Here is a 21,189-nt window from a genome sequence, read left to right on the forward strand (position 1 = left end):
AGCGGCGCTGGGATGCCCACCCTTGAGCTCGAACGCACCGCACCCTGGGAGAGGTGGACACCATGGCCTCAGTCGAAGTGATGAACGCCGACAGCGACATGCGCCAGTGCATCGAGGATTGCCTGGCCTGTCACCGCGTCTGCATGGAGACACTGACGTATTGTCTGGGAAAGGGCGGCAAGCATGCGGAGGCCAGACACCTGCGCTTGCTGATGGACTGCGCGGAAATCTGCCAGACGAGCGCGAACTTCATGCTGCGGGACTCGGAGCTGCATAGCCGCACCTGCTTCGCCTGCTCGGAAGTCTGCGGGCGCTGCGCGGAGTCCTGCGCGCAAATGGGCGAGGACGTGGTGATGAAGGCCTGCGCGGACATGTGCACCCAGTGTTCGGACTCGTGCTGGAGGATGGGCGGCGGTGTCATGTCGCAGACGCCCAACCCGGAGGCCGCCCAGCGCGCCGCCGACCTTCCCGCGTGAGAGGTCCGCCCGGAAGAGACCAGACAAGCCGGAACGGCCCTGTCGCGGAGCCCTTCACTCGCCGTCGAGGCCGATTAGAGTGCGCTCCATGAGCTTTCGCGAGGAGGGGCGCACCTCCGGTACGCCCGCTGGACATATCTCCGTCGTCCATCTGCCCAACGCCTGGTTCATCCTCTGTGCTTCGAGTGAGCTGGGAGACAAGCCCCTGGCGCGCACGCTCCAGGGTTCGCCCCTGGTGCTCTTCCGAGGTGAGGGCGGCAAGCCCGCGGCCCTGGTGGACCGCTGCCCGCACCGCAACGTGCCGTTGTCGCTGGGCCGGGTGCAGGAAGGCCAGCTCCAGTGCGGCTACCACGGCTGGCGTTTCGACGGCGCGGGGCAGTGCCGCGCCATCCCTGGTTTCCTGGGCGAGCCCGGCGCGCGTGCTCGCTGTGCCACGGCGCATGCCACGCGCGAGCAGGATGGCTTCGTCTGGGTCTACTCCACGCCGGGCGTCGAGCCCACCACGGAGCCCTACCGCTTCCCGCTGCTGGAGGCGCGCGAATACACCACCGTGCGCCGCACGCTGCGGGCCCCCGGTTCGCTGCACTCCACGCTGGAGAACACGTTGGACGTGCCCCACACCGCGTACCTCCATGGCGGGCTGTTCCGCACCGAGGAGAAGCGGAACGAAATCGACGTGGTGGTGCGCCGGAGCGCGGACAAGGTGGAGGCCGAGTACATCGGCGAGCCGCGTCCCAGCGGGCTCGTGGGCCGGCTGCTCGCGCCGGGTGGCGGGGTGGTGCAGCACTTCGATCGCTTCCTGATGCCCTCCATCGCCCAGGTGGAGTACCGCATCGGTGACACCAGCCACATCATGGTGACCTCCGCGATGACGCCCGTGTCGGACTGGGACACGCTGGTGTACGCGGTGGTGACGTTCCGTCTGCCATTGCCCCGCTGGTTGGTGCGCGCGGCGCTCCCGCTCATCATGCCCGTGGCGCTCCACATCTTCGGGCAGGACGCGCGCATCCTCCGGCAGCAGACGGAGACCATCCGCCGCTTCGGCACGGAGGCCTATGCCTCCACGGAAATCGACGTGCTCGGTCCCGGCATCCTCCGCCTGCTGCGCGCCGCCGAGCGCGAGAAGCCCGGCGCCGTGGGGGACACGGTGCATGAAACACGACTGAAGATGCGGACCTGAGAGCCATTGCGACGCGGCGTGTCGTGAGACACGGTGGAGACACTGGGTCTCACGACACCTGGGTCGGTTCCATGTGTCTGAATGGAGCCCTGGGCTGAAACACTCGCACGCTGTTAGCGTGGCGCCCCCTCGCAATCCCCCCGGAGTCCCCATGCGGTTTCCCGTTCGCGCGGCGCTGGCAGGCGCGGCGCTGCTGTTCGCGCCCCAGGCGTTGGCCACCAACTACACCCTGTGGATTCACGGGAAGAACTCCGGAGGCACGAAGCCGGGCAACTACGCCGACTTCTCCGCCTGGGGGCCCGCGTCCACGGCTGCGGGGGTGAACAAGAAGGCCGTCAACTGGGACGGGCGGCAGCGCATTGGCGGGCAGAATGAGCGCATCCGGGATGCGCTCGACTGCTACTGCACCGGAGACAACTGGTGCTACATCGCAGTGCACAGCGCGGGGAACCTCCAGATTGGTTACGCGCTGGCGTTGTATGGCGGCTCGGCGCGCTACAAGAAGAACGCGACACCGAATGCCAGCGGTGTGTGTGGCAACACGGATGGGAAGACGCAGACGGGCTGGAACATCAAGTGGGTGAACGTGGCGTCGGGTGCCGCTGGTGGTAGCGAGCTGGCGGACATGGGCGAGTGGGCCGTGGATGACCCCATCGTCAGCGACCTCAAGACGACCACCGCGCGCGCCATGTACAACCACAACACCACGCGTGGCATCCGGTTCAACATGTACGCGGGCGCCAAGGGGAAGGTGTACTCGGGGCTCCTCCCGGGCCAGGACGACGACGCGGTGTCCTATCACTCCACGGGCGGCGTGTCGGGCAGCGCGGGCGGGGCCTACTGCAACCCGTCCGACTGGTTCTGCAATGACCTGACCACCGGCGCGAACGCGTGCGAGGGCGGCCAGGCCAAGTGGACCAACCACTTCGTGGCGTTCCGCGATGACGCCGAGTCCCACGGCCACGGCGCCAACGGAAAGTGGGAAGGCATTGTCGGCAAGGTGCGCGCCGACATGGTCACCAACGCGAAGTAGGCGCAGGTTCGCCGCCGCCCTGCGAGGACAGGGCGGCGGCTCTCCAGGCGGTGCGTCGTCTCAGTGCTCCCCTGGCGTCTGGGTCCGAGCAGCCTTCCGGGCGGCCAGCCGCTGCGTCACTCGCACCTGCCACCCGTGCACGAAGGCATAGAAGGTGGGCAGCACCAGCAGGGTGAACAGCGTGGAGGTGACGAGCCCGCCCACCATGACGACGGCCAGGGGGCGCTCCACTTCCGTGCCGTGCAGTGGCAGCACCAGCAGCGGCAGCAGGCCCAGGATGGCGGTGCCCGCCGTCATCAGCTTGGGGCGGACGCGGCCGATGCTTGCCTCTCGAATCGCCTCATCGAAGGGCTTGCCGTGCTGCATGAGCAGCTTCGTCTGCGCCACCAGCACCAGGCCATTCTGGACGGCAATGCCAAACAGGCCGATGAGGCCCACCAGGCTGGACACGTTCCACGTCTCCCCGGCGATGAGCAGCGCGAGGATGCCGCCGACGAAGGCGTCCGGCAGGGTGGCGATGATGACCAGCGACTCCGCCAGCGAGTCCAGCGCGAGGTACAGCAGGATGAACACCGCGAGCAGGGCCACCGCGATGGCGACCGTCATCGCCTGCGCGGCGCGCTGCTGGCTCTCCACCTTCCCGCCCACGTCCAGGAAGTAGCCGGTGGGCAGCTTCAGCTCCGCCGCCAGCCGCTCGCGCACCTCGGCCGCCGTGCTGCCCAAGTCCCTGCCCGCGACACTGGCCTCCACGGCGATGCGCCGGCTGCCCGCCTCGCGGCGGATGCTGCCCGCGCCGAAGGTCTCCTCGATGGTGGCCAGCTGGCTCAACGGGATGCGCGTGCCGTCATGCCCGTCCACCAGCAGACCCCGGATGGCGGTGGCGTCTCCCCGGCGGTGGTCCGCCAGCCGCAGCAGCAAGTCATAGCGGCGCTGGCCCTTCCACACCTGGGCGAACTCCTGGCCCACCATCCCCACCTTCACGGCGTGGATGACGTCTCCGGGTGTCAGGCCCACGCGCGCCACCGCGGCGCGATTCACGGTGATGCGCAGCTGGGGCAAGCCGGTCAGCTTCTCCGCGCGCAAGTCCTCCACTCCCTCCACCTTCGACATGATGGCCTGCGCCCGCTCCGCCAGTCCGGCCAGCGTCTCCAGCTCCGGTCCGAAGATGCGCACGGAGAGGTCCGCCGGGCTGCCGCCGAGCCCTTCATCGATGCGCATGCCCAGCGGCGTGGTGAACAGCGTCGACACGCCAGGGACCTGTCCCACCGCCTCACGCATCGCGGCCTCCAGGTCCTCCATCGAACGTCCCCGCTCCGGCTTGAGGATGACGAGCACGTCCGACAGCGTGTGCGGCATCGGGTCTTCCGTGCGTTCGGCACGGCCCGTGCGGCGCACCACGTCCTCCACCTCCGGGAACTTCAACAGCGCGTCCTCCACCAGGTGGTTGAGCCGGTCCACCTCCTCCAGCGAGGCCTCCGGCGGCAGCACCGTCTGGAGCAGCAGCGCGCCTTCATCCAGCTTCGGCATGAAGTCGCTGCCCACCACGAAGGCCAGCGAGAGGGCGGGCACGGTGATGGCCAAAGCTACCAGCCGCACGAGCCCCGCGTGGCGCATGCACGCCTCCAGCATGGGCGCGTAGACGTGTTTGATTTTGCGGATGACCCACACGTCCTCGGGCTGTCCTTCGCGGGGCGTGCGCAGGAAGAGCCCGGACGCCACCGGCACCAGCGTGAGGGCCAGTCCCAGCGACGCCGTCAGGCAGGCCACCACGGCCGCGGCGAGCGGCTGGTACATGCGCCCCTCGATGCCCGTCATGGCGAACAGGGGGATGAACACGGACACGACGATGAGCGTGGCGAAGGCGATGGGCCGGGCCATCTCCATGGACGCCGCCAGCGCCACTTCGCGTCGAGAGCGCTGGCCCTTCGCTTCACGCAGGCCGTGGACGATGTTCTCCGTGACGATGATGGCCGCGTCCACCAGCAGCCCCACGGCGATGGCCAGTCCGCCCAGTGTCATCGTGTTGATGCCGATGCCGGCGAACTTCAGCAGCACGCCCGCCAGCGCCAGGGACAGGGGCAGGGTGAGCGTGACGATGAGCGCCGCGCGCCAGTCCCCCAGGAGCAGGAAGAGCACGAGCACCACCAGCACCGCGCCCAGCAGGATGGCCCGGCTGACGCCGCCCAGCGCGGAGTCCACCAGCACCGACTGGTCATACACGATGCGAAGCTGCACACCGGGCGGCAGGCCCTGTTTCAACTCCTGGATGGCGACGCGGATGCCCGCCGTCACCCGCTGTGTGTCCGCGCCGAACTGCTTGATGACACGGCAGCTCACCACCTCGCCCTTCAGCCGGTGGGCGATGCCCCGGCGCACGGCGGGGGCCTCGCGGATGTCGGCCACGTCGCCCAGCAGCACGGGCGTGCTGTCGCGCACGGCGACCACGGTGTCGCGCAGGTCCTCCACGGACTCCGCGCGCCCCACCGCGCGCACCGTCCACTCCATGGGGCCCTGCACCACGAAGCCGCCCGAGGCGTTCAGGTTCGCGCCTTCCAGCGCGTGCTCCACCTGGTTCAGGGTGATGCCACGCGCCACCATCTGGTCCGGGTCGAGCTGCACCTGGAACTGGCGCAGGTAGCCACCCAGGCGCTCCACACCGGCGACACCGGGCACGGCGAGCAGCCGGTTCTTCACCTCGAACTCGGCCAAATCCCTCAGCGTCATCAGCTCCGCCGCGCCGGGCTCCGCTTCCAGGGTGAACTCGAACACCTCATTGAGTCGCCCGGTGAGGCTGGAGACCAGCGGCGCGTCCGTGCCGGGGGGGAGCTCACTCTGCGCCTGGGCCACGCGCTCGACGACGTACTGCCGGCTGCGGAAGTAGTCGGCGTCTGGCTCGAACTCCACCGTGAGCTGGGTGACGCCCAGCTGCGAGGTGGAGCGGATGCGGCGCACCTCGGGCAGGCCCGCGAGCGCCACCTCCATGGGGATGGCCACGGCCGTCTCCAACTCCTGCGCGCCCATCGCCGGGTTCTGCACGATGACGTTGAAGATGGGGGCGGACAGATCCGGGAACACGTCACGCGTCAGCCCCTGGAGCGCCACCGCGCCGAAGGCGGAGAGCGCCAGGGCCAGCATCACGGTGAGACCAGGCCGGGCGAAGGAGGACCGCAGGATGCGGTTCATCCAGGAGTCGGGGGCCTCAGTGCGCATGGCCGTCACTCCCTCCGCCGCTCAACTTCTCCGCCTCCGCCTTGAGGAGGAACGCGCCTTCCACCACCACCTGCTCGCCGGGCTTCAGGCCGGTGAGGACTTCCACGTCGCCGCCCAGCGTGCGGCCCCGGCCCACCTCGCGCCGCTCGAAGACGCCGCGCGCGTCCGTGGGCAGGAAGGCCACCCAGCCACCTTCCAGCCGCTGGAGCGCCGCCGCGGGCACGGCGGTGATGGGCGCTCCCGGGTCCCCCAATGGGATGTAGGCCGACGCGGACATGCCGGGCCGAAGTTGGCCGTCGGCGTTGTCCAGTTCCAGCCTCACGGGGATGGTGCGTGAAGTCGCATCCACGCGCTGCCCCACGTGGCCCACCTTCGCCATGAACTCCTGGCCCGGAAAGGCCGCGAAGGTGATGCGGGCCTGCGTGCCACGCTGGATGCGCACGGCGTCACGCTCGAAGGCGTGCACCACCAGCCACAGCGAGGACACGTCACCAATGCAGAACAGCGGCAGGTTGGGGTCCGCCATCTGCCCCATCCGCGCGGTGCGTTCGACGACGGTGCCGGACAGGGGGGCGCGCAGGACGAAGCCCGGAGGGACGTTGCCACCGCGCAGCTCTTCTTCGCTCACGCCCAGGGCCACCAGCTCCGCGCGCGCGGCGGCGACCGAGGCCTCGGCGGCGGCGGCCTCTGCTTCGGCGGCTTGTACGTCCTTGCGCGCGATGATGCGCTCGTCAGCGAGCGTGCGCTTGCGCTCGGCGGCCTGACGCGCGGCCTGGGCCTGGGCCTGGGCCGCTTGCAGCGACGCGCGCGCCTTGCCCAGCTCGGGGCTGCGCAGGTCCGCGAGCTTTTCGCCCTGCTTCACCTCCTGACCGGTGGTGACGAAGACGGCGCTCACGCGGGCGGCGATGGGGGAGGCCACCTCCGCGTAGGCGTCCTCGCTGAAGGTGAGCTCTCCCAGGACGGTGACATTCTCACCGCCCGGTCGCACGCCCACGGGCGCGGTGGTGATGCGCAAGTCTCTCAACATCTCCGACGCGATGCGGACGTGGGGCACGCCATGGTCGTCGTGGTGGGCACCTGCCTGGGCGGGGGGCTCGTCATGTCCGTGCTCTTGCTCGTCGTGCGGCGTCTCGCGCTTGCAGGCGGTGAGCAGGAAGAGGGCGGCCACTGCGGCGTGGAGGGGCTTCATGGAAGGGCTCCGGTCTCCACGGCCAGTTGGACGCGGGCGAGGGCTGCCTGGAGGAGGCTGTCGAGGTAGGCGGCACGCGCTTCCAGCGTGTCGCGGCGAACGAGGAGGAATTCGGCGAGGCCCATCTCTCCGGCTTCGTAGGAGCGGCGAGCGAGACTTTCGTTGTCACTGAGCAGCGGCAGTGCGTCGGCTTCCAGCAGCGTCACGGCTTCCAGCCGCTTGCGGTGCTGCACGCGCGCGGCCTCCACCTGGACGTCCACTTCCAACCGGGCCGCGGCCAGCAGGGATTGGAGCCGGCGCACGCGGGCCTCGCCCGTCACCCGGGCGTTGTCTCCCCGGTCGAAGAGCGGCAGCGGCACGCTGAGGGCGCCGAGGTAGGCGATTTCATTAATCTCCCGCTGGTACAGAAACCCCGCGGTGATGTCCGGCCAGACGCTCGCCCGGCCCATGCGGCGGTCGGCATCCGCCTGGGCGAGTTCCGCTTCCAACGCGGTGATATCGGGCCGCGCCGCCACGGTGTTTGTCTTCGCCTCCGTGTCAGGCTGGAGCGCGAGCACTCGCAGCTCACCGCGGATGGCGAACGGATGCGTGAGCGGAAGGCCCAACATCGCGCGCAACTGGTGGAGTTGGACGGCCTCGTCCCCCTCCGCGGTGGCCACCTCCGCGCGCATGCGGGCCAGGGACACGCGCGCCACGTTGACGTCCACCACGGGCACATCACCGGCCTCGAAGCGCCGCTGGGCGGAGTTCGCGGTCTCCCGGGCTGCGGCCTCGGCTTCTCGCGCGAGGCTCAGCCGCTCCCGCGCATGCAGCGCCTGGAGGAAGCGCGCGGCGACGTCGCCCAGCACCCGGCGCTCGGCGTCGCGCTGGCGGGCCGTCTCCATCTCCAGACCGGCGCGCGCGGACTCCCGGCGGGCGCCGCGCTTTCCACCCAGCTCGAAGGACTGGCTGATGCCCACGCTCAAGTCCACCCCACGCACGGCGGGGTGTCCCGGCGAGCCAGGGTCACTGCGCGGGCCCGCCTGGAGCTCGAAGGTGGGGTTGTCGTTCAGCAGCGACGCGGCGGCCGCCACGGGGCCCTGGGCCTCGGCGGCGCGGCCCGCGGCTTCCAGCAGTGCGGGTGCGCGCTGGCGGGCCAGGGCCAGGGTTTCTTCAAGAGACAGCGCGGCGTCGGCGGAGCCCGGCTGGGCCGCGGCGACACGCGGAAATAGGAGTGTGGCGGCGAGCCCGAAGGCTGCCACCGTGAGTGGATGGGGCACGGCGATGACCTCGCGAAAGGGAGGCGTGCGTCAGGTGGAGCGTGCCCCGCGATGACACACGGGCACACTTGTCCTGGCGGACGCGAGCGAACGAGACGGCGGACGCGACCTACGCGAGGGGTGCTATCGGGACGTGGAGGATGTCACCCCCGTCGGCCGACAACGGTTCGGCCTTCTCGTAGGCGACGCGCAAGGGCCGCGACACGAGCAGCACGAAGGAAGGCGGCGGGGCATGCGCGGCCACGGAGCGCACGTGGCTACAGCAGGTGCAGTCGATGCAGTCCGGGGCGCACTGCCCCTGGTCATCATCGTCCGGGCAGCTCTGCGTGCAGACCTCGCCCACCGCGCCAGTGAGGGTGGGCATCAAGCCCCCCAGGCCCGGGGCGAACAGGAACAGGCAGACGATGAGCCAGATTCGGAGCACGCAGGCGGCCTTCTACCACGTTTCCAAACGCAATGCGTGCGAGGGGCTCACACTCAGCGAGCCTCCTCGCACGCAGGGGAAGAAGACTGTCAGGAGATTCCCTTGCGCAGCCGGTTCCAATCGAAGTTGGGCGCCGGGTCGTTCTTGCGGCCCTTGGGCACCGCCACGTCGGCGTGGCCCACGATGTTCTTCATCGGAATGTTGTGCTGCTGCTTCAGGTAGCCGGTGAGCTGGGTGAGCGACTTGTACTGCGCCTCGGTGAAGGGCGTCTTGCCGCTGCCGTCGTTCACGATTTCGATGCCGATGGAGCGGTTGTTGATGTCGGAGGGCACGCCGTGCAGCTCGCCCTTGCCCGCGTGCCAGGCGCGCTTGTCGTCACCGACCAGCTGATAGATCTTCCCGTCGCGGTCCACCATGTAGTGCGCGGACACCTTGCTCTGCGGATTGCGCATCCATGACAGGTCGCCCGCGCCGTTGTTGGTCGCGGTGTGGTGCATGACGATGGTGTCGATCTTCGTCCCGCCGCGCGAGTTCTGGTTCGGCGAGGGCGCGTTGATGACCGCGGGCTTGGTGAACTTGCCGCCCGGGGTGGTGGGCGTGGTGGGGCCACTGGTGCCCAGTGCCTTCTTCAGCGCCGCGTGCGTGAGGTCACCGTAGAAGCCGGTGGCGGGCAGCTTGTTGTCCGCCTGGAACTTCTTCACCGCCGTTTCCGTCTGCGGACCGAAGGAGCCGGGACCGGTGGTCACCTGGGCCTTCGTCATGTAGCCCACCTTCACGAGCGCATCCTGCAGTTGCTTCACCTTGGGCCCGGAGTCGCCCTTGCGCAGGCCCGCGGGCGGCGCGGAGACCGTGGCGGCTGCTGCGGCGGCGGTGCGGGGGGCCTGCGCCTGAGTGGCGCGGAACACGGAGGAGAGCGAGGGCAGGCGAAGGCTCATGAGGGCTTCCAGGGGGTAGAGGCTGCGTGAATCTGCCCGGATTATCGGCGCCCAGTCCCCGGGAGTTGCGTAGCTCCCGGGGCGAACTTGAGTGGCTGGATTCAGCTGGATTGCACTTTTTCAGGCTGTCTGAGTTTCGGCGGGCAGGGGTGGCTCTCCTGTGCCTTCCTCTGGCTGTTCCTGGGGAAGGTGGCGCCGCTTCCAGAGGGCGAAGATGGCCGGATACACGGTCAGCTCGAGTAAAAACGACGTCACAAGGCCGCCCACCAGCGGCGCGGCGATGCGCTTCATCACGTCCGCGCCCGTGCCGGTGCTCCACAGCACGGGGAGCAGGCCAATCATGTCCGTCATCACCGTCATCAACTTGGGACGGATACGACGCGCCGCGCCATCAACGATGGTCTCCGTCAGGTCGGCCATGGAGCGCAGCCGTCCCTCCTGGTCCGCCTTCTTATGGGCCAGGGTGAGGTAGAGCAGCATCACCACGCCCGTCTCCGCGTCCAGCCCGGCCAGGGCGATGAGCCCCACCCACACGGCGATGCTCATGTTGTAGTCGAGCAGGTACAGCAGCCACACCGCGCCAATCAGGCTGAAGGGCACCGCCAGCAGGACGATGCCCATCTCCACCACGGACTTCGTGCTGAAGTACAGCAGCAGGCACACCAGCAGCAGGGTGACGGGAATCACCACCTTGAGCTTCTCGGTGGCGCGCTCGAAGTACTTGAACTGGCCGCTCCACTCCACGCGCACGCCGGTGGGCGTCTTCACCTCGCGCGCCACCGCCGCCTTCGCGTCCTTCACGTAGTCCGCGATGGGCCGCGCGGTGTCCACGAAGACGTAGGTGACGAGCTTGCCGCCCTCGCTGCGAATCATCGGCGGGCCCTGCACGAAGCGCACGTCCGCCACCTGGGCCAGCGGCACCTGCGCGCCGGCCGGGGTGGGGACCAGCACCTCCTTCAACAGCTCGGGGCTGTCGCGGTACTCACGCGCGTAGCGCACGTTGATGGGGTAGCGCTCGCGGCCCTCCACCGTCTGGGAGACGTTCTCTCCGCCGATGGCGCCCATCACCACCTCGTTGATGTCCTTCACGCCCAGGCCCAGGCGCGCGGCCTCTTCCCGCTTCACTCCGATGTCCACGTAGAAGCCGCCGGTGGAGCGGTCCGCGAACGCGCTGCGCGTGCCGGGCACCTGGGCCACGGCCTTTTCAATGGCCACCGCCGCCTGCTCCAGCGTGTCCAGGTTGTCGCCAAACACCTGGATGCCCAGCGGACTTCGGATGCCGGTGGCCAGCATCTCCGTGCGCGTCTGGATGGGCATCCAGAAGATGTTGGGCATGCCCGGGTACTGGAGCGTCTCGTCCATCTCCGCCAGCAGGGCTTCCCAGGTGAGGCCCTTGCGCCACTCGGACTTCGGCTTGAGCACCACCGTCGTCTCGAACATGGACAGGGGCGCCGGGTCCGTGGCCGTCTCCGCGCGGCCCGCCTTGCCGAAGACGCTGACCACCTCTGGAATGCGCTTCAGCTCCCCGTCCATGGACTGGAGGATGCGCGTGGCCTCGGTGATGGACATGCCCGGCGGCGAGGTGGGCATGTAGAGGATGGCGCCTTCGTTGAGCGGCGGCATGAACTCATGACCCAGCCGCATGAAGGCCGGAATCGTCATCGCCATGGCCACCACGGACAGCGCCACCACCACCTTGGCGTGCCGCACCACGAAGCGCACTACCGGCATGTAGAGGGCCACCAGCCAGCGGTTGAGGGGGTTCTCGTCCTCCCGGCGGATGCGTCCGCGGATGAAGAGCACCGCCAGCGCGGGCGTGAGCGTCACCGCCAGCACCGCGGCGAAGCCCATGGAGTACGTCTTCGTGTACGCCAGCGGCTTGAAGAGCCGGCCTTCGGTGGCCTCCAGCGTGAAGACGGGGAGGAAGGCGACGGTGAGCACCAGCAGCGTGCCGAAGATGGAGGGCCCCACCTCCTGCATCGCGGAGATGATGACCTCGCGCCGCTCGCCGGGGCGGCCTTCCGCCTCCCACGCCTCCAGCTTCTTGTGGATGTTCTCCACGATGATGATGGAGGCATCCACCATGGCGCCAATGGCGACGATGATGCCGCCCAGGCTCATGATGTTGGCGGTGAGCCCCTGGTAGTACATGGGGATGAAGGCGAGCAGCACCGCCAGAGGCAGCGTGAAGATGGTGACCAGCGCGCTGCGCGCGTGCATCAGGAAGAGGAAGATGATGAGGCTGACCACCAGCATCTCCTCCACCAGCGCCCGGCTGAGCGTGCTGATGGACTCCTCGATGAGCCCCGAGCGGTCATAGGTGACGACCAGCTCCACGCCCTCCGGCAGGCCCGCGCGCACCTCCTCCAGGCGCTCCTTCACCGCCTCGATGACGGTGAGCGCGTTCTCTCCGTAGCGCATGACGACGATGCCGCCGGCCACCTCGCCCTTGCCGTCCAGCTCCGCGACACCCCGGCGGATGTCCGGCCCCAGGCTCACCGTGGCCACGTTGCGCACCAGCACGGGCGTGCCGTCCTCGCTCACCTTCAGCGGGATGTTCTCGATGTCCTGCGTGGAGCGGATGTAGCCACGCCCTCGGATGATGTGTTCGTGGCCCGCGATTTCCATCACCCGGCCGCCCACGTCCTCGTTGGACTCGCGGACCGCGCGTGTCACCTCGCCCAGCGTCACGCCGTAGGCGCGCAGTTGGTTGGGGTCCACCTGCACCTGGTACTGCTTGACGATGCCGCCCACGCTGGCGACCTCCGCCACGCCGGGCACGCTGGACAGCGCGTAGCGCACGTTCCAGTCCTGGAGGCTGCGCAGGTCCGCCAGGGAGTGCTTGCCGCTCTCGTCCACGAGCGCGTACTGGAACACCCAGCCCACGCCGGTGGCGTCCGGACCCAGCATGGGCGTCACACCCGCGGGCAGGCGTCCGCGCGCCGTCTCCATGTATTCGAGCACGCGGCTGCGCGCCCAGTACATGTCCGTGCCGTCCTCGAAGATGACGTAGATGAAGGACATGCCGAACATGGACTGGCCACGTACGGCCTTCACCTTCGGCGCCGACAGCAGGGAGGAGGAGATGGGGTAGGTGATCTGGTCCTCGACCAGATCCGGCCCACGTCCCATCCATTCGGTGAAGACGATGACCTGCGTGTCGGACAGGTCGGGGATGGCGTCCAGCTTGGTGTTGCGAACCGCGTGGACGGCCCACGCCGCCAGGGCGCCCACCAGCAGGATGGTGAGGAACGGGTTGCGGGCGCACGCGCCGATGATTCGACCGATGAAGCCCTGTTCACCGTGCTCAGTGGGCTGCATGGCTGCCTCCGAAGGAGTCCGTGGCGGAGCGGATGCGGCTCTCCGCCGCGATGAGGAAGTTGCCGCTGGTGACGACGACGTCGCCGGGCGACAGGCCCTCCAGCACCTCGTAGGTGCCCTCTCCCCTGATGCCGAGCTTCACTTCCTGGGGCCGCAGCCGTCCCTCGCCCAGGTCCACGAACACCAGCCGCCGCGGGCCGGTGTAGATGACGGCCGAGTCGGGAATCTGGAGTCGCGCGCCGCCCTGCAGGACGAAGCGGACGTCCGCGTACATGTCCGGCTTCAGCTCCAGCTCCGGGTTGGGCAGCTCGATGCGGATGCGCCCCGTGCGCGTGGCGCCTTGCAAGGACGGGTACACGTAGCCGACGTGGCCCGCGTACTTCTTCCCAGGCAGGTAGGGCAGGGTGACTTCCACCGGCTGGCCCGGCTTCACGCGCGCCAGGTCCTGCTCGTACACGTCCGCCTCCACCCACACCTTCGCCAGCGGGGCGATGCGGAACAGGCGCTCACCGGCCTTCACCGCCGCGCCCTCCACCACGTTCTTCTCCATCACATAGCCGCTGGCGGGCGCCAGGAAGGGCATGTTCTCCACCGGCTGGCCTCGCTGGGCGACGCGCTCGATTTGCGCCGCGGACAGGCCCCACAGCTCCAGCCGCTTGCGCGCCGCGCCCACGAGTGACGCGTTGGCCGCGCTCTGGCTCTGACGCGCCAGCAGGTACTCCTGCTGCGCGGCGTAGAGCTCCGGGCTGTAGAGGGTGAAGAGGACGTCGCCCTTCTTCACCGGCTCGGCCGTGGCGTTGACGCGCAGCTCGTGGATGTAGCCGTCCAGCTTGAGGGTGACGTCCACCAGCGACTTCTCGTCGAAGGTGACGCGGCCGAGCGCGCGCAGGGACAGGTCCATGGGGGCCTGCGCCACCTTCGCCGTCTTCACGCCGATGCGCTGCCGCCGCAGGTCGTCCACCCGGATGATGCCGCTCTCCAGCTCGGCGCGGCTGACGGGTGTCAGGTCCATGCCGCAGATGGGGCACGCGCCCGGGCCGTGCTGCTTCACGGACGGGTGCATGGGGCAGGTGTAGTGCGCGATATCGCCCTCGCCGTGAGCACCGGCGGGAGCGGCCGAGCGCCACTCGCTGGTGGTGCCACACGCCAGCATGCGCCGGCCCATGTACGGGTTCTCCAGCTTGGGCTCGCGCTGGAGCCACTGATTCACCCCGTCCACCATGGGGCATTCGAAGACGTGCCAGTCCTCCTGGAGCCGCGGATCGGCGAACGCCAGGGCGATGAGCGCCTCACTCACGCGCGCGAAGTGCTGGCGCGCTGCCTCGGCGTCCTTCGCCGCAGCGAGGTGCGAGGCGCCGTCCGCGCCCTGCTGGAGCCAGGCCTTCAGCGGCGTGCCGTCACCCTGTGTGGCCTCGGCGGCCTGCTGGAGCGCGGCCTTCAGCTCTCCAGCCCTGGCCGCGAGTCCTTCCACGGCGTCCTGCGCGAGCAGGGCCCGTGCGCCTTCGTAGGCCTCGAAGGCCGCGCGCGTGTACTCCAGGGCGGCGTCGGGCAGGGGTGTGCCCGCGCGACCGTGGGCGTCATGCGTGGCGGGCGCGGTGCCGGTGTGAGACGTGGTGCCGAAGAACCAGCCCGCGAGGGGCCTCCAGGCCACGGCGGCGAGTACGGCGAGCGTCAGCACGCCCAGCCAGGGGGCGATGCGGCGGCGGTTCGGGGGGCTCATCGCGTCTCTCCGTTCCGGGGCAGACCCGGGGTGTGGCCCATGGCCTTGTCCAACTCCGCCCGGCGGCGCTGCACGTCCGCCAGGGCCGTCTGTTCACGCAGCTCCACGCGGCGCAGGCCGCGCTCCGCCTCGATGAGGACCTGGAAGCTGTTCTTGCCGCTCTCGAAGCCCGCGCGGGCGGCGGACACCTGGTCCTTCGCCGCGGGGACGAGCCGCTCCTGGAAGAGCGCCACCACCCGCCGCGTCTCCTCGGCACGCGAGCGCGCCTGCTCCACCTCGACGCGGATGTCGGAGATGAGCTGCTCTTCCTCCCGGCGCAGGCGCTTCAGGCCGGACTCGGCCTCCCGCACAGCGGCCTTCCGCTTGCCGAAGTCGAGCGGGATGTTGATGGTGACGCCCGCCATGAACTGGTGGGGCGTGTCCATCCACATGGAGTTGTACTCACCCATCACCATGACATCCGGGTAGTAGTCGCGCTTCGCGAGCCGGACGGCGGCCTCGCCTCCACCGAGCCGGGCCCGCAGGCCCTCCAGCTCCGGGCGCAGGCGCAGCGCTTCGTCTTGCAGCTGTTCGGCGGGCACGGACTCCGCGGCATGCGCGGGCATGGCCTCCGGCAGTGGCGGCAGCGGTGCCTGGGGGGCGCGGTGCAGCAGGCCGTTGAGCTGGGCGCGAAGCCGCTCGCGCTCGGCTTCGAACATCACCTGTTCGCGCAGCACCTCGCTCAGCTCCACCTCCGCTTGGAGCGGATCCTGCTGCGAGGCGCGGCCGGTGACGTATTGGGCCTCCGCGCTCTTCTTGAGCTGCCCGAGCAGCCGCAGGTGCTCCGCCGTGACGTCGAGCGAGCGCTCCACGACGAACAAGTCATCGAAGAGCGTGGAGGCCATGAGGGCCAGGCGCAGACGCAGGGCCTCGCGGTCCTCGCGCATCGCTTGCGCTTCCGCCAGTGCCATCTCCCCTCGCAGGCCGCGCTTGCCGGGGAAGGGGAGCTGCTGGCTCAGCCCCACGACCTGTCCGAAGGGCACGCTGCCAGTGATGCTCAGCGGCGCGACTTCATAGGTCAGCATCGGGTCTTCGAGCGCCGTCTCACGCGGGTAGCGTTCGAGACTGGCGCGCCACGCCTCACGCGCTGCTTCCAGCGAGGGGTTGCGCGCGAGCACCTGCCGCACCAGCTCCGCGCGCTCCAGCACGGGGGCGCTCGTGAAGGGCTCAGGTGCCTGTGCCTCCGGTGCCTGCCGGGCAACGGCTTCGAGTTGGGATTGATACCGCTGCTCATTGGCTCCGGCCGCGCCGGGGCCTAGCCACACGGCGACGCCGGTGGCGAGCACGGCCCGCGTGGCGGACCGCCTCCAGGTTCCATGGGGTGACATGACTTCCTGCTCCAGATGACGGGATACGAGCCTGTCGCCGGGAGAAGGACGTCACCGGCGGCGGGCGGAATCCGGCCGGTGGACACACGTCCACCTGCCAGGCCTCAGCGCTTGCGGGCCGGACGTCTCAAATAAGGTAGGAGCAGTGCTGCAGGTACAGCGGTGGCGCGGTGGAGTGATGCACGCCCCGGATGCGCACCCACGACGTGGGCAGGGCCTCGGGTGCTGGCGGCACCACGGGGACAGCCTGGGGAAGCACCGCCAGGGGTGTCAGCGCCCACGCATGGCGTGAGCTCGCGGTGACGGGCTCCGGCGCCGGGAGCTGCACGGCGAGTTCGCCGCAGCAGTCGTAGTGGTTGCCACGGATGCCCGCTTCCTGAGCGTCGGGCGCGGCCTTTTTCCGCTTCGACTGGGGGCAGACACACGTCAGGTCCAGCTTCACCGTGCCCTGGCAGAAGTGGAACAGCCCCTCGACCGCCCCCGCGATGGGAGGCAGCCCCAGGACCACCAGTAATGTCAGGACTCGGACGAGCATGAACGTGGGCTTGCCCAGCAGATAGCGCGGCGGGACGGCGCGTGCAACTCCGCACGCGTCACGCCATTCCCATTCAACTCATGCCGCGCCGCGTGCTGGCACGGGCTTGGGCTGGATTAGCTCGGTGGAGAAGTAGCGCTCCATGCGGTCGGGGAACACCGTCACCACCTGCGCCTCCGGGCCCAGTCGCTTCGCGGCTTCCACCGCGGCGACGTAGTTGAGGCCGGACGACGGTCCCACGGGGAAGCCGCGGCGGATGAGCGCCCTGGCGGTGCTCATGGCGACATCGTCCGACACGTCGATTTCAACGCGGCCCGGCATGTCCGCCTCGCGGTACAGCCGGGACATGCCATCCACCACGCCCGGGACGCGGGGGCTGAAGCTGCAACATTCGATGTCGCAGCCCAGGCCGGCGATGGGGCGCGCCACGAAGGCCGTCACCGGACAGCCTGCTTCCGCGAAGGCCTGGTACAGGCCCACCACGGTGCCGCCCGTGCCTACGCCGCTGACCACGCCGTGCACCAGCCCGCCCGGGATTTGCGACAGAATCTCCTGGCCCGTCCACACCCGGTGGGCCTCGGCGTTGTCCAGGTTCTCGAACTGACGCGGCGCGAAGGCCTTGCGCTCACGCGCCAACTCCTCCGCCTTCACGATGGCGCCGTGCACGCCGGCTTCGCGCGGCACCAGCACCACGTCACCACCATAGGCGCGGATGGTGAGGATGCGCTCCCCGGTGACGCCCTCCGGCATCACCGCGGTGAAGCGCAGGCCCATCTGGGCGCAAGCCAGCGCCAGGGCGATGCTCGTGGAGCCGCTGGACGCCTCGATGACCTCGCCGCCGGGGACCAGCTCCCCCTGGCGCCACGCCTTCTCCAGCATGTAGCGCGCGATGCGGTCCTTGGTGGAGCCGCTGGGGTTGAGGAACTCCAGCTTGCACCAGATGGTGGGGCCCTCCTCGTGGAGACGTACGGGGACGAGCGGAGTGGGACCCACGGCCTGGAGGAAGCGGCCGTCCGCGGGAAGAGGGCGACAGGGAGGGCGCATGCGGCCTTCCCTATCGCGAAACGGCTCGTTCGGCACGGGTCATGAACTTTTCGCTGGGTTCCTGGACAGTCGCTTGTCTGCCTGCTCCGACAGCGCTCCTGTTGGCATCCGTAACATCTGGCGTTCAGGCGGAGGCGCGGCTACGAAAGAGCCTGGCCCGCACACCTCCGTATGCCTCCCACTTCCGCGCTCATCCTCAACGTCAACGACGACGCGGCCAGCCGCTATGTCACCTCCCGCGTGCTGGGGCTGGCGGGCTTCCGCGTCGTGGACGCCGCTTCCGGGATGGAGGCGCTTGCCCTGGTGAACGAGGAGACGGACCTCGTCATCCTGGACGTGCGGCTGCCGGACATCAGCGGCCTGGAGGTGTGCCGGAGGTTGAAGGAGACGCCTCGCACACAGGGTGTCCTGGTGCTCCACCTGTCCGCACAGGCCGTGGGGCCGGGCGATCGGGCGCATGGCTTGGAGCACGGCGCGGACGGCTACCTGGTGGCGCCGGTGGACCCGGAGGAGCTGGTGGCCCAGGTCCACGCGCTGCTCCGGCTGCGCCAGGCCGAGCGCGAGGTGAAGGAGCTGTCCCGCGAGGTGGTGCACCAGCGCCAGCTCCTGGAGTTGGCCATCTCCTGCGCGGCGGACCCCATCGCGCTCTACGACGAGACCGGGCGCGTCCTGTCGGCCAATCAGTCCCTGTATGTCTCACGCGGCAGCCACGCCGTGCATGCACCGGGCAGGACACTGGATGAGATGCAGGCCGCGGACGGGGCGCTGACGCCGTACCTCGAACAGGTGCGGATGGCCTTGCGCACGGGGCACGTGCAGCGAGGCACCATCGCCTTGGAGTCGGACCGCGGCCCGCGGTACTTCGACTACGTGCTGTCGCCCGCGCTGGGGGCCAGCGGCGAGGTGCTGGCGGTGATGTCCTCTCTACGGGATGTCACGGAGTCGCGCAGCGCGGAGGAGTTCCGCGAGCAGTTCATCGGCATGTTGGGACATGACCTGCGCAACCCGCTCAACGCGTTGTCCATGTCCGCGCAGCAGCTGCGGCGCAAGGGCGGGTTGGACGAGCGCCAGGGCATGCTCACCGAGCGCATCCTCACCAGCGCCGAGCGCATGGACCGGATGATTCGCCAGCTGCTGGACTTCGCGCGCTCGCGGTTGGGCGGCGGCATTCCGGTGGTGCGCTCGTCGTGCGACGTGTTCGAGGTGGTGCGCCGCACCGTGGACGAGCTGCGCGCCAGCCATCCTGGCCGGGTGGTGCAGTTGGAGTCCAAGGGCGATGGCCTGGGGAAGTGGGACTCCGACCGACTGGAGCAGGCCGTGGGCAACCTGGTGGCCAACGCGCTGAAGTACAGTCCGGCGGAGAGCACCGTGTGGGTGGGCGCCGAGGGCTCCGAGCGCGAAGTGGTGCTGCGCATCCACAACCGCGGCACGCCCATCCCCCCGGAGGACCTGCCCCACGTCTTCGGCGCCTGGCGACGGGGCCGGCGCGCCGCCAGTGACGCGGGCGCGCCCAGCGGCCTGGGGCTCGGCCTCTACATCACCCGGCAGATTGTCCGGGCGCATGACGGGGACGCGCAGGTGGCCTCCAGTGCGACGGAGGGCACGACCTTCCTCATTCGCCTGCCGCGATGATGATTAGCTGACGATTGGGGCACCTCACGACTCCCCGCTTGGGGTTGCCGCTACCACCTTCCGTGCATGGCGTCAGACAAGCTCATTTTCGCTCAGTCCGTGGAAGCGCTCTTCGTGCGGGCGCTCGGGCCGTATCTCACCCGGGATGGACGCCAGCGCCTGAAGGCGGTGGGGCTCGACTTGTCGGAACCGCTGCGCCCCCAGTACACATTGGAGCAGTGGCGCGCCTTCCTGCGCGTGGCGGCGCAGGATGTCTTCCCGGCCCTGCCTCCGCACGAGGCCAGCTTCGAGTTGGGCGCGCGCTTCCTCCAGGGCTTCCGGCAGACGTCGGTGGGCCGGGCCAGCTTGTCGCTCGTCACCCAGTTGGGGCCGCGGCGCACGCTGGAGCGGGTGCCGTACAACGTTCGCGCCGGCAACAACTTCAATGAGGTCCGCGTGGAGGAGTCCACGCAGGACAGCGCCACGCTGTGGATGAAGGACGTCACGGCGGACACGCCGGACTTCGCCGCGGGCTTCCTGGCGGAGACGCTGCGGTCGGCGGGCGCGGGGCATGTAGAGGTGAAGCCCATCGCCTTCGACGGCACGGCGGCCACCTTCCGCATCACCTGGTCGAAGGCCGCCAGCCGTGCGCCCGTGGCCGGTGCCGGCCCCCGCAGCGTTCATTGAGGCGGGAGCGTCGCCATGACGGACTCAGGGCTGGCCGCGCTGGAGCACCTGTTCAGGGTGCACTGACGCTGGCCACCTGTCGTGCGCTGTCGCACGATGCCGACCGGACGCGCTCCCTGTCCGGAAGGAAGTCACCGCATGGCCAGGTTGCTCGTCGAGGACGTCCACGTCCGGCTCGGCACGAATGACATCCTGAAGGGCATCACCGCCGACTTCCGGGACGGCGAGGTGGTGGCGCTGCTGGGCCGCTCCGGCAGCGGCAAGTCCACGCTGCTGCGCTCCGTCGCTGGTTTGGAGACGCCGGCGCGCGGGCGCATCCACATTGGTGAACGCACGGTGTTCGACGCGGCGGCGAAGGTGAACCTGCCGCCAGAGCGGCGTGACCTGGGGCTGGTGTTCCAGTCCTACGCGCTGTGGCCGCACAAGACGGTGTTCGACAACGTGGCCTACGGCCTGCGGCTGCGCAAGCAGTCCCGCGAGCAGGTGGACCGGGCCGTGCGCGAGGTGCTCCAGGGCGTGGGCCTGGAGGGCTACGGCGACCGCTTCCCCAGCCAGCTCTCCGGCGGGCAGCAGCAGCGCGTGGCATTGGCGCGGGCGCTCGTCTACGGGCCGCCGCTGGTGCTCCTGGACGAGCCGCTGTCCAACTTGGACGCGAAGCTGCGGGAGGAGGCGCGCGTGTGGATTCGCGCGCTCATCAAGCGGCTGGGGCTCACCGCGCTCTTCGTCACCCATGACCAGGTGGAGGCCATGGCCATCGCGGACCGCATCATGCTGCTGGACGGCGGGCGGATGGTGCAGGACGGGACGCCGGAGCAGCTCTACACGGAGCCGAGGAGCCTGTTCGCCGCCGACTTCATGGGGGTGAACAACACGCTGTCAGGGCGCGTGGTGGAGCGCCGCGGCGGCGAGGCGCGGCTCCAGGTGGGAAGCCAGTCATTGTGGGGGCAGCGGCGTGGGGACGGCTCCGGTGGCGACACGGCCACGGGCGTCATCCGCGTGGAGGAGCTCCAGTTGGCATCCGGCCCCGGGGAGAACCGGCTCCCGGCCGCGCTGGCGAGCTCCATCTACGTGGGCGGGCGCTGGGAGCACCAGTTCCATGCCGCAGGGCAGACACTGCGCGCCTCGACGCGCCAGGTGTTGGCTCCGGGGGCCTACACGCTCGCGTTCCCCAAGGAGCGCCTCTGGATTTTCTGAGAGG

The 21,189-nt window shown here is 69.6% G+C and carries 16 protein-coding genes; 6 read left to right on the forward strand and 10 right to left on the reverse strand.

Annotation, left to right across the window (positions count from 1 at the left end; translation table 11 throughout):
* Positions 1-62: 62 nt before the first annotated feature.
* From BHS09_RS05175 to BHS09_RS05185, 3 genes are all read left to right on the forward strand, one after another.
* Entirely contained in the window at positions 63-476 is a 414-nt protein-coding gene (locus BHS09_RS05175) for a four-helix bundle copper-binding protein (protein ID WP_140797338.1), read from the forward strand.
* 88 nt (positions 477-564) lie between these two features.
* Positions 565-1,656, forward strand: a complete 1,092-nt coding sequence (locus tag BHS09_RS05180) for an aromatic ring-hydroxylating oxygenase subunit alpha (protein WP_140797339.1) — start codon at positions 565-567, stop codon at positions 1,654-1,656.
* A 151-nt stretch (positions 1,657-1,807) separates the two neighbouring features.
* Positions 1,808-2,689 (forward strand): hypothetical protein, encoded by an 882-nt coding sequence (locus BHS09_RS05185; protein ID WP_140787787.1) that lies wholly within the window; start codon positions 1,808-1,810, stop codon positions 2,687-2,689.
* 60 nt (positions 2,690-2,749) lie between these two features.
* Here BHS09_RS05185 and BHS09_RS05190 read toward each other — a convergent pair whose 3' ends face one another.
* The 10 genes from BHS09_RS05190 to BHS09_RS05235 all read right to left on the reverse strand — a co-directional run bounded on the left by BHS09_RS05190 (position 2,750) and on the right by BHS09_RS05235 (position 17,693).
* Entirely contained in the window at positions 2,750-5,899 is a 3,150-nt protein-coding gene (locus BHS09_RS05190; RefSeq protein ID WP_237080196.1) for an efflux RND transporter permease subunit, read from the reverse strand.
* Complete coding sequence (locus tag BHS09_RS05195; RefSeq protein WP_140797341.1) at positions 5,889-7,088, reverse strand: efflux RND transporter periplasmic adaptor subunit; 1,200 nt, start codon at positions 7,086-7,088, stop codon at positions 5,889-5,891. The genes BHS09_RS05190 and BHS09_RS05195 overlap by 11 nt, the downstream gene beginning before the upstream one ends.
* On the reverse strand, positions 7,085-8,347 hold the full coding sequence (locus BHS09_RS05200) for a TolC family protein (RefSeq protein WP_140797342.1): 1,263 nt from the start codon (positions 8,345-8,347) through the stop codon (positions 7,085-7,087). Before BHS09_RS05200 ends, BHS09_RS05195 begins: the two co-directional genes overlap by 4 nt.
* 109 nt (positions 8,348-8,456) lie before the next feature.
* A complete protein-coding gene (locus BHS09_RS05205) occupies positions 8,457-8,771 on the reverse strand; it encodes a hypothetical protein (RefSeq protein ID WP_140787795.1) in 315 nt (104 codons plus the stop codon).
* Between the two features lie 89 nt (positions 8,772-8,860).
* Entirely contained in the window at positions 8,861-9,706 is an 846-nt protein-coding gene (locus BHS09_RS05210) for a peptidoglycan recognition protein family protein (protein ID WP_140787797.1), read from the reverse strand.
* Between the two features lie 120 nt (positions 9,707-9,826).
* The gene (locus tag BHS09_RS05215; RefSeq protein ID WP_140797343.1) at positions 9,827-13,027 is read right to left on the reverse strand and encodes an efflux RND transporter permease subunit; all 3,201 of its coding nucleotides are present in this window, start codon (positions 13,025-13,027) and stop codon (positions 9,827-9,829) included.
* Positions 13,014-14,747: an efflux RND transporter periplasmic adaptor subunit gene (locus BHS09_RS05220; protein ID WP_174259197.1), complete on the reverse strand. Its 1,734-nt coding sequence runs from the start codon at positions 14,745-14,747 to the stop codon at positions 13,014-13,016. Before BHS09_RS05220 ends, BHS09_RS05215 begins: the two co-directional genes overlap by 14 nt.
* Complete coding sequence (locus BHS09_RS05225; RefSeq protein ID WP_140797344.1) at positions 14,744-16,114, reverse strand: TolC family protein; 1,371 nt, start codon at positions 16,112-16,114, stop codon at positions 14,744-14,746. The genes BHS09_RS05220 and BHS09_RS05225 overlap by 4 nt, the downstream gene beginning before the upstream one ends.
* A gap of 127 nt (positions 16,115-16,241) precedes the next feature.
* The gene (locus BHS09_RS05230; RefSeq protein WP_140797345.1) at positions 16,242-16,649 is read right to left on the reverse strand and encodes a hypothetical protein; all 408 of its coding nucleotides are present in this window, start codon (positions 16,647-16,649) and stop codon (positions 16,242-16,244) included.
* A gap of 78 nt (positions 16,650-16,727) precedes the next feature.
* Complete coding sequence (locus tag BHS09_RS05235) at positions 16,728-17,693, reverse strand: PLP-dependent cysteine synthase family protein (protein WP_140787805.1); 966 nt, start codon at positions 17,691-17,693, stop codon at positions 16,728-16,730.
* Positions 17,694-17,864: 171 nt separating this feature from the next.
* Between BHS09_RS05235 and BHS09_RS05240 the strand changes: the two genes are divergently transcribed.
* The 3 genes from BHS09_RS05240 to BHS09_RS05250 all read left to right on the forward strand — a co-directional run bounded on the left by BHS09_RS05240 (position 17,865) and on the right by BHS09_RS05250 (position 21,185).
* Entirely contained in the window at positions 17,865-19,325 is a 1,461-nt protein-coding gene (locus BHS09_RS05240; protein WP_140787807.1) for a sensor histidine kinase, read from the forward strand.
* 66 nt (positions 19,326-19,391) lie between these two features.
* Positions 19,392-19,991, forward strand: coding sequence for a DUF2378 family protein (locus BHS09_RS05245; protein WP_140797346.1), 600 nt, complete (start codon positions 19,392-19,394; stop codon positions 19,989-19,991).
* 138 nt (positions 19,992-20,129) lie between these two features.
* Positions 20,130-21,185, forward strand: a complete 1,056-nt coding sequence (locus BHS09_RS05250; RefSeq protein ID WP_140787811.1) for an ABC transporter ATP-binding protein — start codon at positions 20,130-20,132, stop codon at positions 21,183-21,185.
* The last annotated feature ends 4 nt before the right edge of the window (positions 21,186-21,189 follow it).

The sequence above is a fragment of the Myxococcus xanthus genome, assembly GCF_006402735.1.
Classification (GTDB): domain Bacteria; phylum Myxococcota; class Myxococcia; order Myxococcales; family Myxococcaceae; genus Myxococcus; species Myxococcus xanthus_A.

Coding starts and splice junctions, on each gene's coding strand:
- BHS09_RS05210 (WP_140787797.1), bottom strand. CDS start 9,706: ATGAGCCTTCGCCTGCCCTCGCTCTCCTCCGTGTTCCGCGCCACTCAG.
- BHS09_RS05230 (WP_140797345.1), bottom strand. CDS start 16,649: ATGCTCGTCCGAGTCCTGACATTACTGGTGGTCCTGGGGCTGCCTCCC.
- BHS09_RS05235 (WP_140787805.1), bottom strand. CDS start 17,693: ATGCGCCCTCCCTGTCGCCCTCTTCCCGCGGACGGCCGCTTCCTCCAG.
- BHS09_RS05190 (WP_237080196.1), bottom strand. CDS start 5,899: ATGCGCACTGAGGCCCCCGACTCCTGGATGAACCGCATCCTGCGGTCC.
- BHS09_RS05180 (WP_140797339.1), top strand. CDS start 565: ATGAGCTTTCGCGAGGAGGGGCGCACCTCCGGTACGCCCGCTGGACAT.
- BHS09_RS05250 (WP_140787811.1), top strand. CDS start 20,130: ATGGCCAGGTTGCTCGTCGAGGACGTCCACGTCCGGCTCGGCACGAAT.
- BHS09_RS05245 (WP_140797346.1), top strand. CDS start 19,392: ATGGCGTCAGACAAGCTCATTTTCGCTCAGTCCGTGGAAGCGCTCTTC.
- BHS09_RS05225 (WP_140797344.1), bottom strand. CDS start 16,114: ATGTCACCCCATGGAACCTGGAGGCGGTCCGCCACGCGGGCCGTGCTC.
- BHS09_RS05185 (WP_140787787.1), top strand. CDS start 1,808: ATGCGGTTTCCCGTTCGCGCGGCGCTGGCAGGCGCGGCGCTGCTGTTC.
- BHS09_RS05195 (WP_140797341.1), bottom strand. CDS start 7,088: ATGAAGCCCCTCCACGCCGCAGTGGCCGCCCTCTTCCTGCTCACCGCC.
- BHS09_RS05220 (WP_174259197.1), bottom strand. CDS start 14,747: ATGAGCCCCCCGAACCGCCGCCGCATCGCCCCCTGGCTGGGCGTGCTG.
- BHS09_RS05175 (WP_140797338.1), top strand. CDS start 63: ATGGCCTCAGTCGAAGTGATGAACGCCGACAGCGACATGCGCCAGTGC.
- BHS09_RS05240 (WP_140787807.1), top strand. CDS start 17,865: ATGCCTCCCACTTCCGCGCTCATCCTCAACGTCAACGACGACGCGGCC.
- BHS09_RS05215 (WP_140797343.1), bottom strand. CDS start 13,027: ATGCAGCCCACTGAGCACGGTGAACAGGGCTTCATCGGTCGAATCATC.